At 40.3% G+C, this 19,188-nt stretch carries 7 protein-coding genes and 2 tRNA genes; all 9 read right to left on the bottom strand.

Going from position 1 to position 19,188, the window contains the following annotated elements; translation table 11 throughout:
• Positions 1-30: 30 nt before the first annotated feature.
• The 9 genes from DC082_RS08890 to DC082_RS08845 all read right to left on the bottom strand — a co-directional run bounded on the left by DC082_RS08890 (position 31) and on the right by DC082_RS08845 (position 19,039).
• Positions 31-106 (bottom strand) — tRNA-Glu (locus DC082_RS08890).
• Positions 107-110: 4 nt separating this feature from the next.
• Positions 111-186: transfer RNA gene (locus DC082_RS08885), tRNA-Ala, on the bottom strand.
• A 379-nt stretch (positions 187-565) separates the two neighbouring features.
• A complete protein-coding gene (dksA, locus tag DC082_RS08880; protein WP_109236656.1) occupies positions 566-988 on the bottom strand; it encodes an RNA polymerase-binding protein DksA in 423 nt (140 codons plus the stop codon).
• 668 nt (positions 989-1,656) lie between these two features.
• Positions 1,657-1,980 carry an aromatic acid exporter family protein gene (locus tag DC082_RS08875; RefSeq protein ID WP_109236655.1) on the bottom strand — a complete coding sequence of 108 codons (324 nt, stop codon included), beginning with the start codon at positions 1,978-1,980 and terminating at the stop codon, positions 1,657-1,659.
• Positions 1,981-2,361: 381 nt separating this feature from the next.
• On the bottom strand, positions 2,362-3,114 hold the full coding sequence (gene dapB / locus DC082_RS08865) for a 4-hydroxy-tetrahydrodipicolinate reductase (protein WP_109236653.1): 753 nt from the start codon (positions 3,112-3,114) through the stop codon (positions 2,362-2,364).
• A gap of 1,088 nt (positions 3,115-4,202) precedes the next feature.
• The gene (locus DC082_RS08860; protein WP_109236652.1) at positions 4,203-5,339 is read right to left on the bottom strand and encodes a hypothetical protein; all 1,137 of its coding nucleotides are present in this window, start codon (positions 5,337-5,339) and stop codon (positions 4,203-4,205) included.
• Positions 5,340-5,577: 238 nt separating this feature from the next.
• The gene (locus DC082_RS08855; protein ID WP_109236651.1) at positions 5,578-6,624 is read right to left on the bottom strand and encodes a YheC/YheD family protein; all 1,047 of its coding nucleotides are present in this window, start codon (positions 6,622-6,624) and stop codon (positions 5,578-5,580) included.
• Between the two features lie 226 nt (positions 6,625-6,850).
• Entirely contained in the window at positions 6,851-11,695 is a 4,845-nt protein-coding gene (locus DC082_RS08850) for an autotransporter outer membrane beta-barrel domain-containing protein (RefSeq protein WP_192875363.1), read from the bottom strand.
• 516 nt (positions 11,696-12,211) lie between these two features.
• Positions 12,212-19,039 carry an Ig-like domain-containing protein gene (locus DC082_RS08845; RefSeq protein WP_109236649.1) on the bottom strand — a complete coding sequence of 2,276 codons (6,828 nt, stop codon included), beginning with the start codon at positions 19,037-19,039 and terminating at the stop codon, positions 12,212-12,214.
• Positions 19,040-19,188: the final 149 nt, after the last annotated feature.

Raw genomic sequence — 19,188 nt, 5'->3', positions numbered from 1 at the left:
CTGCATCACATGATGCAGGCTTCTTAAATATGGCGTCCCTACGGGGATTCGAACCCCGGTTGCCGCCGTGAAAGGGCAGTGTCCTAGGCCTCTAGACGATAGGGACTTTATGGTGGAGCTAGTCGGAATCGAACCGACGGCCTCTTGCATGCCATGCAAGCGCTCTACCAACTGAGCTATAGCCCCAGACAATTTTTGTTGTTTCTGTCTGAGGAGTTGTATAATAGAAAATTCTCTCTTTTCTGTCAAACAAAATATTGCTCAATTAGTAATCAACAGATAATGCATCCCAAAAAATAAAATTTACCCTATGATTATCAATCAATTAAGATGAATGAAGCTTCATTGCCACCACCTGAATGGATAATATCTAGACATAAATTATTATCTTTCCCCAGTAGCTCTTATTGCAACATTGCCCTCTTTTATGAAATAAAAGCATACCTTTTAGACAAACCAAGAGGACAACCCTCATAATCATCCTCTTTTTCACAAGAGTACACGCCCACAAAAAAACCAGCCCCTTTAGGACTGGTCTCTTCTTCGTTCGTTATCTTGTGTAAAACTAATTGATACGTGCTTTCTCTTTCTGCTCTTCAATCTCTTTACAGTCGATGCAGAGTTCTGCCGTTGGTCTAGCTTCTAAACGACGAATACCGATCTCAACACCACACATATCACAATATCCATAATCATCTAAACCGAGGCGACGAAGGGTCTTCTCAATTTTGGAAAGCAGTTTACGCTCACGATCTCTAGTACGCAATTCTAAAGAGAAGCCTTCCTCTTGTGTTGCTCTATCATTAGGATCAGGAAGGTTAAAGGCTTCATCTTGCATATTGTTCACGGTCTTTTCACCCTCTTGAACTAATGCTTCGCGCCAGCCTTCTAAAATTAATTTAAAATGCTCACGTTGCGCCTCATTCATATACTCTTCACCTTCTTTAATCTCATAAGGTGTGAAACCACGAAACTCTTGATTCTTCATCTATCTTCCTCTTCACATCCTAGCTCACAATTGAGGTGAGCTCGGTCTAATCCAACACATACAACGTTAGAGAATACCCTATCGATTAATCCCCATATGGCTCCACTCTCATAATAGATATCGATTAGCTATCGATCCATCTTCCTATTAATTGAGGACCTTAAAAGATCATTCAATAGAGTCACATAAAATTATATAGCTACACAGTCAATCAGTTTTTCGCTTACCATTCAAGCTTTCAATTGAGACTCGCACTTTAATTGTGCAATAAGCTTCACTCATCGACTGTAGGTGATCATAGATCGCATCATTACTAATAGTGCAATACCTTTTCTTCTATCAATATTACAGTTAATCGTTTAATAGTCTTAACTCCGAGCTATTGAATATCTTAATTAATAGATCTTAACTAATAGAGACCATCGATCTAACATCATCAACAAACCTTATTAAATTAACCTATTAAATCAAGTCATTAACCCATTATTCAACTTATTACTCAAAATCTTAATTAATCTCTTAATTAATCCATTAACATTACATAATAAAATAGATCCGATATATCAATGCAATATAATAATTCCGCAAAAATGATACATTAATCCCCGCTAAAAAGATACTGAGAAATCAATTATTTTTAATCATCTTTGATAAACTTCTACAAAAAGTTATAACTCTTTATACTCCCCTTCATAGAGCTCACCTTTTTTAGATTCTTTCTGAGGACGCTGTTGCTGTTGACCATAAAATTGAGAAAAATCAGCATTTCCCTCTTCCTGCATTCGCGCCATACCTTCTCGCACCTGCTTTCTAATTTTTCGTGTTTTCCAAAAAAAGATCACCGCTAACACGGCAGTCACACCTAAGCCGATCACAAAAACAGCGAGCCCAAAAAAAGCAAAGACAATGAGCGCTCCGATACCGATCACAGCAGCTAAGATTCTCTGTAAAAGAGAAGCGGGTTTGCCATTTATATAGAGTTGTTGGCTCATCTTTATCCTTCCTATTACCTATTATTTTAATGATAAGGCTGTCGTATAGATTCTTAGCGCTCATCGAAGTAATCTTAATTAACGAGTTTAGTTAGCTAATCTAGTTAATATATCAATATATGGAGACCTCGATAGCCATTATCAAGATCTATTGCACTTCTATCTATACATATAATCCATACATTAGTATCTATATCTATATCTATATCTATATCTATATCTATATCTATATAGATAGTATAAGGAGACTCTATTCTATTTTTCTTAAAGAAATCTTAAGATCCATCTTTAAAAAGAGAAATATCGCTCACAACTATTCTCTCACAAGTATTAGCAATTAAAGGCAATAGCTAACTAAAGAGAGATCGCTACGATTAAAATCTAATGAAGATTGAGAACATCAAAAATCGTGTAACGTCCTGGTTTTTGCCCCTGACTTAACCACTCAACACATTTAAGGGCACCTTTAGCAAAGAGCGCGCGATCAAATGCGGTATGTTTAATCGAGATCTGCTCCTCTAAACTGGTAAATGTCACCTCATGCTCTCCTACGATCGAGCCGGCACGTGTAACAGAAACTCCTATTTTATCTGCTTCTCGTGCACCATCACCTACTTGATAAGGGCTATATTGCTTATTAAATGCATCTGCTTTAGCTGATACAATATCTTCAAGCAGTGTTGTCGCTGTTCCTGATGGACTATCGACTTTAAAGCGATGATGGCTCTCATGGAGATCAATATCAAAATCTTCACCCAACGCTTTAGCAACAACTTTAACAATATAGCGCTGTATTGCCGCCCCAATACTGGTATTAGTTGCTAAGATAACGGGGACTTTTTGAGCCAATTGATCAATTTGAGGCATCAGTAATGTTTGATCCCATCCCGTAGTACAGATAATTAGAGGTTTCGGATCGTTAAGTGCGGCAGTAATGATCTCCGGCACAAGCGCAGCATTAGAGAAATCTACCACAACATCATTCTCTTTAAACACCGTAGCTAATGTACTGCTTTCTGCTAATTCCTTACTATAGGAAGAACCAAGCTTAAGCATTTCCCGCTTTGTGATCTCTTCACTCAATACCTGCCCCATACGGCCTGTAATCCCTATAATTCCTACCACTGTTTGCATCAAATCTCTCCTCTTATTGCTCTTCACTAAGAAATCTATAATCTATCCCCTTAACCACAGCTCAAATAGCACCAAAGCATTCACGTCAACTCCACTATGAAACTCCACTATAACTATAGTGATCGTCATCACTTTAACGATACACACTTATAGATACCAATACCTTGTCACTCTTAAGCCGCCATTAAGCGATATTTCTACTTGAGGATCTATTTTAAAGGAATGGTGTCAATAAGTCGCTCCCTTCTTTCTTCAATATAAGATTCTGTCTAAATTCCTAAAGATTACTAGCAATAACTATTATTCACCATTTTCTCTAGATATTTACAAGCAACAACAAAACCTTATCTTTAACGCCATCATTTTATAATTTATTATAACCTTTTATCTTTTTTGCATCTTTTATACGTTTTTATACATTTTTTATACATTTCTTAAATATATAGGATTAATCCTCTTCATTAATCACTTTCAATAACCTTTTAAGGATTCCTTATAGCTCAAATAGATAGCTTCTCTTTAATATCTATTTTGTCGACACCTCTTTTTATAAAATAATCCAAAAGAAAAACAAGTAGTTGCAATATTAATAAATCTCATTCAATATGAGAAATGATCGATAGCGTTATCACGTTTAGGGAGATTATCGCAACGCCTATTCCAAATCAATATTTGAAAATATAAGTGGTTTTTAGAAAAATCGTCTTTGTAAATCAAGTATGATTATTTTGCTGATAGTTAATCATGTGAAGTATTAGTGTGATTTTATTTAATTAATAGTTAGGAAACGAAAACTAATAGAAGCTTAGCTTTTAGGCAGATCAAATTACCCCCTTATCTTCCTATAAGAAGTGCTTTTATTGTTTGAGTAGATCATTCTATTAATAAATAGAATCTAACCGATCATTAATGCTTTCACAATTTTCCATCGTGCATAGCGCTATCGATCCTCTCTTTCATAAAACGGTGATAAAACCACTAATAAAAATAGTGTTAAATAAAAAAGAGCCGGAATCACCTTACACTGAAACCGACTCTTTCCTCTCTTAGGTAACGACTACTATCTTTTCATTTTAGATATGGTCCAATCAAACACCAATTTTGATATGATCAACTACAAACTGCCAATAATGCTTTGTACTTAATACGATTTTGGTGACATTAGCCCATTTAGCATCTAACCAAAAAGGTCCTAGTGCTGATAGGGTAAATTCTTCTTTTGTAACATGCTGATCCCCTCTCCAAACCTCTACAGATAATGTTTCCCCCTCCGCGCTACTGAGCCAAGCAACAGAGAAGTAAGCACCATAAAAATCAAACCCCTCTTCTAACTCGATGGTCACCGGATATCCCGAAGTATTGTAACCCACATAACTCCCATCAATACAACCATTATTATATCCTTCACCGTTATATAGCTTATTGTCGCAAACGATTAAGTTATGCCAATTGACGCCTGCAATGCCATTTGGAACTTTCTGGATAGGTGCTACCGTTATATCTTCAAAATCAACAACTGTCACATCACTTTTTTGTAAATCTCGACTAGCTTCACCTAAAATAGTTGCTGAAAGGTTGATAGGATAGATACCAACATCAATCATTCGAGCACATTCACCAAAATCAGACTCAAAAAATAACGTCATTGTCCCTTTATAATTACCAACATCAAAAGAATATCGACCATCTTTTAATTCAACTTTCTCGCTCAATCCATTTTCAAATATAGCTCTTACTATCACTTCTTGATCAACTACCTTCTCAAGATCTCCGCCTACTCTCTTGAAAACTTTACCACTTACTATAACTCTCTGGGCTAATCCTACAGGCGTTGGTGTTTCTAAACAGATAATACCTGGTCGTGTATTTGGGGCTTCGACATAGGTTATTTTTTGAATTGCATTACCACTTGTAACATACCAACCATCGGGAACTTGCACCTCGAAGGTGTATTCTCCCGGCTCTCGCACATCAATTTGATTATAGACTTCTGAATTCGATTGATCGACTATAGTATTAATAAAGTTTACAAACCCATTAATATTAGATCGTCGAATTCTATAGGAACCATCCGGTCTAGTCATTTTTACAGCAACAATCATCATGGGCTTTGCATTTAAATCATAATTACCCTCTCGATTGATGTCGTGATAAATATAGTGTGAGACGTTGGCAACTCCTGGACGAATGACTTCCCATCTGCGCTGCTTCTGATAAAAATTCATTAAATAACCCCTAAAACTCAAATAAAAACTTAATAAACAATACTCTAAAATCAGAAAACGGCTCTTCTAAAGCCCTTCCCTATAAAACGACATATATCAGCAAGTCGTAATGAAGTAAAAGTAACTCAATCACCGCAATCTAAAATATCACAAAATCGACATGATTCTTCTGCAACTCATCTATTTTGACATTTACTTTAAAAACAACAAGTTAAAATACGAAATAAAATCTGCTTTATTACAGATCCCTATTCATAATGTTAAGACCTTCCCGACAAAGATATTCAGCAAAACGGACTTGATTATAGGTACAAAGATCATTATGAGGTCGTGTACCTGGATAATAGTTAATTTCAACCATATACGGTTTTCCATCAGGATCAATCACATAATCAATACCTACAGCATCAATCTCTTCATCTAAGTTTTCCTGATAAGCTTTTACTATCTTGAAACTTAATTCTCGAAGTTTTTTTATAAAAACTTCTCGCGCCTCTGGCTCAAATTGCCTCTCAAGAAAGTTAGGGAAAAACTGTAAAGCGCTACCAATGCTTACATTCACTACACCACCCGTTTGATAATCCATAGCGGCATAGTTAAATAGATTGTGCCACTGTCCATTTATGCCTCGCCCCATATAGGATCGTATAACAAATGGAAAATTAGTACCTTTTAGGTGAGAGATAATTTCTGGTTGTATGTGGTATCTTTTTTCTGGGAGTAATTTCTCTAAAGTAGCGCTCAACTCGGTAACTGTTAATAGCTCTATTTTACCTGTCTCATGAAGTAATTCGTACTTTGTATCGTCGTACTGTCGAATAAACTTAATTCCATACCCTTTGTGGCTACTATTTGGCTTTAAAACAATACGTCGATACTGCTCGAGATGCGCAATTATCTGAGATACTTTATCAACACTAAAGGTCGGTACAAGATGAGGCATAATATCTGGATAATTTTTAAATAGGGAGTTACACCCTGCCTTATCGATTGTTCGATGATGTATTAACAATCGTCGATTACTCACTCTTTCCAATTGCAGATACTTCTGATAAAGCGCATTACTTTGGGGTAAATCATTAAAAAAAATATCAGGAAAGAGAGAGACTGACTCAACCCACATACCATTTTTTAAACGAAGACCTTTTATAATCTTTTTATCAAAATCGACACCTTCAATATTAAAAAAAATAGCATCACCATTAATCTCCTTAGCTGTCATAGCAATTAACCTATCGCTCATGCCTGGGAGTTTATAACTTCTAAGTATTCCTAAAGAAATCATCAGCTTTTTCTCCTTTAAGTAAATACAATATGATATTCGATAGCATACCTCTATTTAAAATAAAATATTAAGTAATTCTTTATAAAAACAGCTAGATTTTAATAAATTAAAATATCAATAATTAAAAAACCCTCAGCAGTCTAAACTACTGAGGGCTATCAATATTCTAAAGCTACCAATAGAAAGCTATTTAATAGGCAATAGCACTTCTACCGGCAGATAGGGATTAAAAATCGTAACGTAAATCAATCTTAAAGCTTGTATTGCGATAAGAAGAACCTCCTTGTGTATAAGAGATCGATCCTGATGCCGTCCAACCATCTTTTGGCTTCGTCGTCATTCCTAGCTCTAACCGATAGAGGTTTTTCGATCCTGCTGCCGTAAACTTGTTCTGATTGAGCTCTCCTTCAAAATTTACATTATATTTCTTGCTGTTATGAATATAGTTCACTTCAGCAAATGGAATATAGTTCTCCCCATCATTGTAGAAACGAACACCGACACGAGATTGAAGGTTATTACTACGACTTTGAACCTTCGTTCCGCGAGAGTCAGCATGAACTTTATCTTTCACTCCCATCCAGATAAACTGTGCTTGAGGTTGAATTCTAAAGGTATCATTCACCTCAAAAGCATAACCCGCTTCAATCGATGCAGTTAAACCTTTTAGGTTATACTTCTGCACCGGGGTATTAAAGCCATAGACCTTATTACGCATAAAGACATATTGCACCCAAGTATCGATATAGCTATTTTCATTAAACTCATAGCTTCCATAAGCACCTAGTGCAAAACCTTGGCTATTATGATCTGCTTTTCGCCCATTATAAGCATTCTGACTCTTACCAGTTGTGTAACCGTAAGCTGCCATCACACCTAATGTTAACTTATCATCATGCCAAAGATCACGTCCTAAATGGAGAGTGAACATATCGATGTTAGCGCTCAAATCATGGTCATTATCGAGCTTGAAGCTAGTAAAGCTTCCTTTCAACCGTGACCAAACACCATCATAACCATCGAGATATTGCTTCTCATGATACTTCAAAGTATACATCTCATTCGCAGCAATTAAGTTTGCAAGATAAGCCGATGCTTCAGGAATATAAACCTCTTTTTTGGGCTTTGGTTCACCCTTATTATCACCTGAGCACCCAGTCACAGAACGCGCATCACAGGTATCTGGGTTGTCATTCTTACCAGGATTTTCGTTGACTTCTGTCTCTTCATTTTCTTCAGGAGTCTCAGATACCTCCGGAGTATTAGGTACTTCTGGTTTCTCAGTTTCTTCTGGCTTATCAGTTTCTCCTGGGTTCTCAGTTTTTCCTGGTTTCTCAGTTTCTTCTGGCTTATCAGTTTCTCCTGGGTTCTCAGTTTCTCCTGGCTTCTCAGTTTCTCCTGGTTTCTCAGTTTCTCCTGGTTTCTCAGTTTCTCCTGGCTTCTCCGTTTCTCCTGGCTTCTCAGTTTCTCCTGGTTTCTCAGTTTCTCCTGGCTTCTCTGTTTCTCCTGGCTTCTCAGTTTCTCCTGGCTTCTCAGTTTCTCCTGGTTTCTCAGTTTCTCCTGGCTTCTCAGTTTCTCCTGGCTTCTCAGTTTCTCCTGGTTTCTCAGTTTCTTCTGGCTTATCAGTTTCTCCTGGGTTCTCAGCTTCTCCTGGTTTCTCAGTCTCTCCTGGCTTCTCAATTTCTCCTGGCTTCTCAGTTTCTCCTGGTTTCTCAGTTTCTCCTGGTTTCTCAGTTTCACCGGGTTTCTCAGTTTCACCGGGAGTTTCAGGTGTTTCTGGAGTCTCAGGTGTTTCTGGAGTCTCAGGTACTTCTGGAGTCACAGGTACTTCTGGAGTCTCAGGTGCTTCTGGAGTCTCAGGTACTTCTGGAGTCTCAGGCACTTCTGGAGTCTCAGGGGTTTCTGGAGTCTCAGGTGTTTCTGGAATTTCAGGTACTTCTGGAGTCTCAGGTACTTCTGGAGTCTCAGGTACTTCTGGAGTCTCAGGTGTTTCTGGGGTCTCTGGTGTTTCTGGGGTCTCAGGTACTTCTGGAGTCTCTGGTGTTTCTGGGGTCTCAGGTACTTCTGGAGTCTCAGGTGTTTCTGGAGACTCAGGTGTTTCTGGARTTTCAGGTACTTCTGGAGTCTCAGGTACTTCTGGAGTCTCAGGTACTTCTGGAGTCTCAGGTACTTCTGGAGTCTCAGGTACTTCTGGAGTCTCAGGTGTTTCTGGAGACTCAGGTGTTTCTGGAATTTCAGGTACTTCTGGTTCACAGAAACTCATAGCAGATCTAGCCTTAGGAAAACACATTTCTGGTTCATCAGGAATGACTATCTCAGGTTCAGTAGGCTTAACAGGTTCTACAGGCTCTAATGGAGTTAGCGGGACATCAGGTTCAATAGGCTCGATCGGCGTTAATGGCAATGTGCCATCAAACTTCTCATTACTGAGGTACCAGCTATTTTTACCCGTATCTAAAGTATCTTGCCCCGCACGCCCCACTAAAGTATATTCCGTTCCACCATCAGTTAAACGTTGATCCTTAGCCATTGATAAATCTAAGTCAGACTTACCATCGATCTGTGCTAACAGAATACCTTTATCTGTAATAAAACCTAAATTACTCAGTTTTGCATTTTGAGTAAAACGAACTTCACTTTTACCATTGGCATTACCTTTCACCCATAAAAGATCCTTATGCCCATAATCCATCGGATTATTATAATTCTCTTTTCTAGCGTCGAGATTACCGAAGTAGAGTACGCTTCCATCTGCGCCAGAGTAGTCTCCTTCTATCGTTAGCATTCCATTTTTGCTACCCTCAACCGCACTACCAATATAGACAGCACCTCTGTTGTCAAGATTAGAGATAGTATTATTGCCAGAAGCTTTAAAAATAGCGCCTTCGCTGATTAAGATGGTACCACTATTAGATGCATCACTAAGCTTACGATCTTTAATAGCGAGCATAGTCCCCGCACCATTAATCGCAAGTGTCCCTAAGATATTACTCTGATCTTGTTCAAAGCCAACAGTTCCACTCTCAAAACTAAAGGTATGACCATTATCGATACCGATCGTTCCTGCAATCTCTGTCCCATTATGGATTTTTGCATCACCTTTATGGACAAAGAAGTTACTAGTTTTATGAAGATTAAGCTCACCCTTAACTTCTACATCCGCATTAGCTTTATAGAGAGCATTTTCTTTTAATAGTGCGTTTCCACCGATTGTTAGAGAACCGATTTTATTGATATCAAATGCTAGATTATCTAACTCATTCTTTGTTAGTTCATTAGGATCATTTGACATCTGACCCGCCATCACATTTAGCATTTCGTCAAACGTTAACCCATGATGTGCATAATCTCCGGGGAAGTGTAAGTATCCGCCCTTTTCGCCATCTGCTGTAGTCGCATCAATAAATTGAGCATCTTTGTCTAAAACAAAATCTTTCTTAACTTTAAGATCGTTTGCTGCTGCTAATACCTTACCACCTTCAGAAACGCTCATTGTGGAAAGATCAAATTCGGTAGCGAGTAAAACCGCATTAGCAGCGGCTTCAAAACTGAGCCCTTTATCACCATTAACGGTTAACTCCCCGCCTAATGTAAAGAAATCCATTCCATCTTTATTAATCGTGAAATTTTCATTGATCTTAAGCTCGGAACCAATCAATGCAAATTCAGACTCTTTGCCTTTTAAAATAATGCTCTTATCGGCAATGACTGTTGAAGGTCTGCTATTTCCCTTGTACCAGCCTGCTACAGGCTGATTCTCTATACCACCATGTATAGGGAGTGCGCTACCATGAGAAAAAGCATTTCCATCATCAATTTTTAAAGCAGTACTATAAAGATCAACTTCATCTTTGAAATGGACTTTCGCTCCAGTAGTAATTGTAAAATCACCTTTACCATCACTATTTTGACTATTTACACTCTCATCTTTCGTAGGAACTTTAGTAACCTTTCCTTCCACAGTTAACTCTGCTGCCCTTACCATTAATCCAGAATAGAGCCCTGTAAAGGTTAAATTTTTATGTGCTGTTGCTTTACTTCCATCAAACACATTTAAGTTACCCCGATCAAAAAGCGCATCTTCCTTAAGGTCAACTACTGCATCAAATGCGGTTAAATCGGTATTGAAACTGCCATTCCCCTTAAAATTAGTTTCTCCATTCACTAATAGTGAAGCACCATTAGTCACCGTAACCGATCCACCTGGTGGCTGATTAGGGATTGCGTAGTAGAGAAAGTCAAAATCTGGATTCTGAGCTCCCTTATAAGTGGCCGCATTTGGGAAGAACCATTTTGTTGTGTCCTCATCATCGCGATACATTCTTTCTGCATCTTTCGCATCAAAGCTTAGGTTATTCACCACTTCATGGCTATAGAGTACTACCTGACTATAATCTTCAATAAGAAGATTATTGTTTTTTCCAAGCAGACCTCGATCACCTTTTTCACCATTATCTGCTTTCGGATTTTCACCTACAGTGAGGTAAGCATTCTCTTTAACGATCGTATCACCATCATACTCATTTGGCTCTCCACTATTTTTTAAGAGAATTTTACGACCATAGCGATCATCATGGCCTGTACTGACAACCGCCCATCCCTCATTAAATTGAACATCATTTTCAGTTACAAGTTTTTGGGATAACTCATAATTTCTTCCAACCTCATAATCGTCACTTCCACCTGATGGCTCAGGTAAATAAACAAGCCCTGAATCAAAATTTTTATTAACTCTTGTCGGATTATACTTAGCATTAGGCGCAGTAAAAACTACATCTTGATCACCTGTAATTTTTTGATCATAAACCACACCTTTTACAAGTGTATCAATACCATTTCCATTCTTCGAATAGGTATCATAACCAAGATAATCTTGATTCTCATTAGAGATATTCAACGATCCTTCCGCTCCACTTGCAACCCCTAGTGTTGCTGATAAGAGAGTCGTTGCGACCGCAATTTTCCCCATCTTCGTACTTTTAGATGCTTTACCTTGGCTCTTACTCTTTTCAGATGTAACAACCCAATCATTTAAGACTCTGCTCCAGATAATTTTATAGACCTTGTTCATGTAATAAACCATTCAGTTAACATAAAGAGGTGACAATATTATATTTTATAGAGTGTAATTTCAAACAATTTCACACATATTTTTTACATTTATTTGCAATTTTTATTATTTATTTAATGACAATAATCAATTCAGCCTGAAAATATGCGACTTTCCATAATTTTAGATTTTCAGTTAAAAGAGAATTTTATTCCATTTATTTTATACTTATTCGCAATACTAGAAGAAAACACAAATAATTTTCACATAAATATCTCAAAAAAACAAAAACGGGAGTAATCCGATATCCTTAAAATAAAAAATGAGTTTTTTACACCTTATAAAAAAATAACAATTAAAAGAAAAGATATCTATATAGAAAGGCTTCATGAATTGTTAAATAATGTTAAATCAATGATTAAAAAAAATTAGCTTTTAATCCATCCTTTAAAACTCAATGCATAAAGAAAAGCAGAAATGAAATATCCATTTCTGCTTTTTATAATGAGCTCTAACACTCAATAATAGTTAATACAATTAAATAATGTTTTTATCAACATCCAGTAAGTCTTCTAGAGGATCAACTACTGGTGGAAGATCAATAACATTATCTGATGTAACTTCAGTTCTATTATTATCAGATATTAATAGATCTTTAGGGATTGTTTCATCACCTTGACTATCCTCTAAAGAAGGAACTAGATCATCAGCTTCAAGCGATAGTAAGTCTTCAAGAGAAGGTAAATCTGTAAGATCTTCCTCTCTAGACTCTTCTTCATCACTAAATTGATCAACCTCATCTAAAAGAGAATCTTCAGTATCCGCCAGAGAGAGAGGGGCCATTGAGGGCTCAATAGATATACCTTCTTTGATCTCAAAACCTAGCTCTTTTGTAACCTCTATCCCTTTCGAATCAGAAACAGTGATCTCAAAGCGATCAGTATGACCGATGTTATTAATATTGCCATTGGGCTTATAAGTATAAGCTCCGTCAGCTTCCATAAATAACGTTCCATACTCTCCTTTAACCCCTTGAGAAGAGATTTTCTGGCCATTAACTTTTGTAACCTTTAAATCATTTTCTCCTATTTCAGAAATAATACTCTCTTTTAAGTAATTTCCTTCTGACTCAAGTGGATCGATAACAGGTTTATAACGAATTAAATTAACAGCACGATAACGATCAACACTAAAACCAGCAGTATAAGTGAACATAAAGTGTGTATTTTCACCAAAAAAAGCATCATTATCTTTCAGTTCTTGGATTTTCTTTGCATCCATAAAGTCTGAGGCAGAAAAGTATACGACTGTATAATCTCCTTTCTCCTCCATTTTTACTCTAGGATCATTGAAATCAATCGTCTCAATTTCAAGGTAACTCCCTTTATTATTAGAAACACTCCAATACTTAAGCGCTATACTACCTTGCTTAAATTCATCGGGAGTAAGACCTTTTGTATATACTTCTAATTCATAATAATCTTTTGTTGGCTCCCCTTCTGGGGTAAAGAGCAGATCCTTACCAGGATAAGCAAAGTTAGTAAAATCATGCCCATCAGCGTTAGTAACATGTTTTTTCCTAGTACCCATCTTTTCAAAAGTCGCTATATAAGCATCTTCATTAACAACATCTGTAATATCCCATGCTTTTATTGGAGCTGTTATAGTCACATCTGAAGAGACTTTATTACCTTCCACTAAATTTACTTTCACCTTTTCACCATCAACAAATGGCTTATCTAAGTTAACTGTAAATTTACCATCAGGATTAACAATACCTTCGCCTACTTTCTGCCCTCCTTCATCTTTAACCACAACCGTAGCTCCCGGCTTGCCTATTCCGGTAATTGCGGAGCCATCACTGCTAAACTCCACATCTTCCGGACCTTCCAATGGAATATTGGGCGCATTAATCGTTGCATTTGGTGAATTTTTACTATCATTAACAAGATTGACTTTTACCTCTTCACCATCAGTTAACGGATTTTCAAGCTCTACCCTAAATTTACCATTGCTATCAACCGTCCCTCGACCAATTTCTTTCCCTGCCTTATCTTTGATAATTACCGTTGACCCTGGTCTACCTTTACCTGTAATTTGAGAGCCATCAGCGTTAAATTCAAGATCTTCCGGTTTTGCTAATGGAAGATTAGGCGCATTAATCACTGTTTCTGGGGATGTTTTGCCACCATTAACAAGATTGACTTTTATCTCTTCACCATCAATCAACGGTTTATCAAGCTCTACCTTGAATTTACCATTGCTATCAACCGTTCCTCGGCCAATTTCTTTCCCGGCCTTATCTTTGATAATCACAGTTGACCCTGGTCTTCCTTTACCGAAGACTTCTGAGCCATCAGCGTTAAATTCAAGATCTTCCGGTTTTGCTAATGGAAGATTAGGTGCATTAATCACTGTTTCTGGGGATGTTTTGCCACCATTAACAAGATTGACTCTTATCTCTTCACCATCAATCAACGGTTTATCAAGCTCTACCTTGAATTTACCATTGCTATCAACCGCTCCTCGACCAATCTCTTTCCCAGCCTTATCTTTGACAATCACCGTTGAACCAGGTCTTCCTTTACCGGAGACTTCTGAGCCATCTGCATTAAATTCAAGATCTTCCGGTTTTGCTAATGGAAGATTAGGTGCATTAATCACTGTTTCTGGAGATGTTTTGCCACCATTAACAAGATTGACTCTTATCTCTTCACCATCAATCAACGGTTTATCAAGCTCTACCTTGAATTTACCATTGCTATCAACCGCTCCTCGACCAATCTCTTTCCCAGCCTTATCTTTGACAATCACCGTTGAACCAGGTCTTCCTTTACCGGAGACTTCTGAGCCATCTGCATTAAATTCAAGATCTTCCGGTTTTGCTAATGGAAGATTAGGTGCATTAATCACTGTTTCTGGAGATGTTTTGCCACCATTAACAAGATTGACTTTTATCTCTTCACCATCAATCAACGGCTTATCAAGCTCTACCTTGAATTTACCATTGCTATCAACCGTTCCTCGACCAATCTCTTTCCCACCCTTATCTTTGATAATCACCGTTGAACCAGGTCTTCCTTTACCGAAGACTTCTGAGCCATCAGCGTTAAATTCAAGATCTTCCGGTTTTGCTAATGGAAGATTAGGTGCCTTAACAACTATTTCTGAAGATTCTCTATCACCATCTTTTAGATTCACCTTGATCTCTTCACCATCTATTAATGACTCTTCAAGATCTATTGTAAATTTACCATCAGGATTAACTATAGTCTCACCAATAACCTTACCGTTTTTATCTTTGACGATCACTTTAGAACCAGGTTTACCTGAACCTGACACTTTTGAGCCATCATCATTAAAGACAACATCTTTAGGCTCTTCAAGAGCAAGTACTGGTGCTGCGACTTGCACTTTTGGTGATTCTTTATTTCCAGAGGTTAAATAGACAAAAACTGTTTCACCATTCGTGAGGGGATCACTATTAGAATCCTCTATATCAAGCTTAAAATATCCATTTTCATTAACAGTACCAAATCCAACAACATACCCATCAGCAAGTCTCGCCCATACCTTTGTATTCGGTTTACCAAAACCCGTAATTTCAGATCCATCATCACTAAACTCTACATATTTAGGTGCCGCCAATGGATGATTAGGCGCAAAAAGATTAACGTCTGGCGAAACTTTATTGCCATCTTCTAAATGAACTTTTACTTCTTCTCCATCTGTTAAAGCTTTATCCAAAGTTACTGTAAATTTACCATCTGCATCAACTGTTGTTTTACCAATAGTTTTACCACCTTTGTCTTTCACGACAACAGTTGCCCCTGGTTTACCAATACCTGAAACTTTAGAGCCATCACTGCTAAACTCAAGATCCTTTGGTTCCTCTAGAGGCAAATTGGGTGCAACAACATCAACTGCTGGAGAGAACTGTATCCCATCCTCTAAGTTAACCTGTACAATTTCACCATCTGTTAATGGCTTGTCCAGGTGAACTGTAAAATTACCATCAGAATCAACAGTACCCTCTTTAATTAACTGACCCGATTCATCTCTTATTATCACATTAGCACCTGGTCTACCTATGCCAGTAATTGCTGAGCCAGCATTATTAAATTCAACGTCTTTGGGTGCTTCTAAAGGCTTTGGATTGCCATTTTCACCGCCGTTAGTACCGCCATTAGTGCCACCGTTAGTACCACCATTGGTTCCACCGTTAGTTCCGCCGTTTACGCCACCGTTAGTACCACCATTGGCTCCGCCATTTGTACCACCATTTGCACCACCATTTGCACCACCATTCGTGCCACCGTTTACGCCACCGTTAGTTCCACCGTTAGTACCACCATTGGCTCCGCCATTTGCACCACCGTTAGTTCCGCCGTTCGCACCGCCATTGGTTCCACCGTTAGTTCCGCCGTTCGCACCGCCATTCGTGCCGCCATTGGTTCCACCGTTCGCACCGCCATTCGCACCACCATTGGTTCCGCCATTTGCACCACCATTGGTTCCGCCATTCGCACCACCATTGGTTCCACCGTTTGTGCCACCGTTAGTTCCGCCGTTCGCACCACCATTCGTGCCGCCATTTGCACCACCGTTGGTTCCACCGTTAGTACCACCATTGGCTCCACCATTAGTGCCGCCGTTTACGCCACCGTTAGTTCCGCCGTTCGTGCCACCGTTGGTTCCGCCGTTAGTACCACCATTGGCTCCGCCATTCGCACCACCGTTGGTTCCGCCATTGGTTCCACCGTTAGTGCCACCATTGRCTCCGCCATTTGCACCACCGTTGGTTCCACCGTTAGTGCCGCCGTTTACGCCACCGTTAGTACCACCATTGGCTCCACCGTTAGTACCGCCATTGGTTCCACCGTTAGTTCCGCCGTTCGCACCGCCATTCGTGCCACCGTTGGTTCCGCCATTCGCACCACCGTTGGTTCCGCCGTTCGCACCGCCATTCGTGCCACCGTTGGTTCCGCCATTCGCACCACCATTGGTGCCGCCGTTTACGCCACCGTTAGTACCACCATTGGTTCCACCGTTAGTACCGCCATTCGCACCACCGTTGGTGCCACCATTAGTTCCGCCGTTTACACCGCCATTCGTACCACCGTTAGTACCGCCATTGGTTCCACCGTTAGTTCCGCCGTTCGTGCCACCGTTAGTTCCGCCGTTCGCACCGCCATTCGCACCACCGTTTGCACCACCATTGGTTCCGCCATTTGCACCACCGTTGGTTCCGCCGTTAGTGCCACCATTGGTTCCACCGTTAGTACCGCCGTTCGTGCCACCGTTGGTTCCACCGTTAGTTCCACCGTTGGTTCCGCCATTCGCACCACCATTGGTTCCACCGTTTGTGCCACCGTTAGTTCCGCCGTTCGTGCCACCGTTAGTTCCGCCGTTCGYACCGCCATTCGTGCCGCCATTCGTGCCACCGTTTGCACCACCATTGGTTCCGCCATTTGCACCACCGTTGGTTCCGCCGTTAGTGCCACCATTGGTTCCACCGTTAGTACCGCCATTAGTGCCACCGTTAGTACCGCCATTCGTACCACCGTTAGTACCACCATTGGTTCCGCCATTCGCACCACCGTTGGTTCCGCCATTGGTTCCACCGTTAGTGCCACCATTGACTCCGCCATTTGCACCACCGTTAGTACCACCATTGGTTCCACCGTTAGTGCCGCCGTTTACGCCACCGTTAGTACCACCATTGGTTCCACCGTTAGTACCGCCATTCGCACCACCGTTGGTGCCACCATTAGTTCCGCCGTTTACACCGCCATTCGTACCACCGTTAGTACCGCCATTGATTCCACCGTTAGTTCCGCCGTTCGCACCGCCATTCGTGCCACCGTTGGTTCCGCCATTCGCACCACCGTTAGTTCCACCATTCGTACCACCATTGGCTCCGCCATTTGCACCACCGTTAGTTCCGCCGTTCGCACCACCATTCGTACCACCATTGGTGCCACCATTCGTGCCGCCGTTTACGCCACCGTTAGTTCCACCATTCGTACCACCGTTAGTACCACCATTGGCTCCGCCATTTGCACCACCGTTGGTTCCACCGTTAGTTCCGCCGTTCGCACCGCCATTCGTGCCACCGTTGGTACCGCCATTCGCACCACCATTCGTACCGCCGTTTACGCCACCGTTAGTTCCACCATTCGTACCACCGTTTGCACCACCGTTAGTACCACCATTGGCTCCGCCATTTGCACCACCGTTGGTTCCGCCGTTAGTACCACCATTGGTTCCACCATTCGTACCACCGTTTGCACCACCGTTAGTACCACCATTGGCTCCGCCATTTGCACCACCGTTGGTTCCGCCGTTAGTACCACCATTGGTTCCACCGTTTGTGCCACCATTGGTTCCACCATTCGCACCGCCATTCGTGCCACCGTTTGCACCACCATTCGTGCCGCCGTTTACGCCACCGTTAGTTCCACCATTCGTACCACCGTTTGCACCACCGTTAGTACCACCATTGGCTCCGCCATTTGCACCACCGTTGGTTCCGCCGTTAGTACCACCATTGGTTCCACCGTTTGTGCCACCATTGGTTCCACCATTCGCACCGCCATTCGCACCACCATTGGTGCCACCATTCGTGCCGCCGTTTACACCACCGTTAGTACCACCATTTGCACCACCATTCGTGCCGCCGTTTACGCCACCGTTAGTACCACCATTGGCTCCACCGTTAGTACCGCCATTCGTGCCACCGTTTGCACCGCCATTGGTTCCACCGTTAGTTCCGCCGTTCGTGCCACCGTTAGTTCCGCCGTTCGTGCCACCGTTAGTACCACCATTGGTTCCACCGTTAGTTCCGCCATTCGTGCCGCCGTTTACGCCACCGTTAGTACCACCATTGGCTCCGCCATTTGAACCATTATCATCTGATGATGTAAAAGAACCAGAATCATTAGATGAAATGCCTGTTGCAACGATAGAAGCGGCCATGGATCCACCTAATAGCCCTAAAACCCAAAAGGGTACACCACCACATTCTTTTGATACACCAGCCGTCGATACTTCACTCATTAAAGAAGGATCGATGTCTATTTTAACAAACTCCCCTTCCCCATTAAGCCAGTAAAACTCACAGTCCTCTTCAAAAATAAGTTCGCTATGATGACCTTCCTCATCTTCATTGTAAAAACCATACAGAACTACTTTTTGTCCAGACTTAAATATTAAGATTAAGTCTTGACCGACTCTTTCGGTACTTTTTAAGTTCTCTAAATCTTCTTTAATTTTTATTAAATTAGGCGATGTAATTACATAATCACTTAATGAGATTTCAAATGGAGATGAAGCACCCGCTCTATCGACGACTATCATGGACATACCTAAACACTCTCTTTAAAAATTAATATTTTTTTAATCCCAAGACGAAATAAAACACCATTATTAACAAATAATATTGCTAATAATGATGCTTATATATTTAGTCACCATGATATTTTAAAAAAACATGGTGTCAATGACCGATGATT

Source organism: Ignatzschineria indica (genome assembly GCF_003121925.1).
Lineage (GTDB): Bacteria > Pseudomonadota > Gammaproteobacteria > Cardiobacteriales > Wohlfahrtiimonadaceae > Ignatzschineria > Ignatzschineria indica.
The sequence above is the reverse complement of the archived record's forward strand: the minus strand, read 5'-3'. Positions and strand labels throughout refer to the sequence as shown.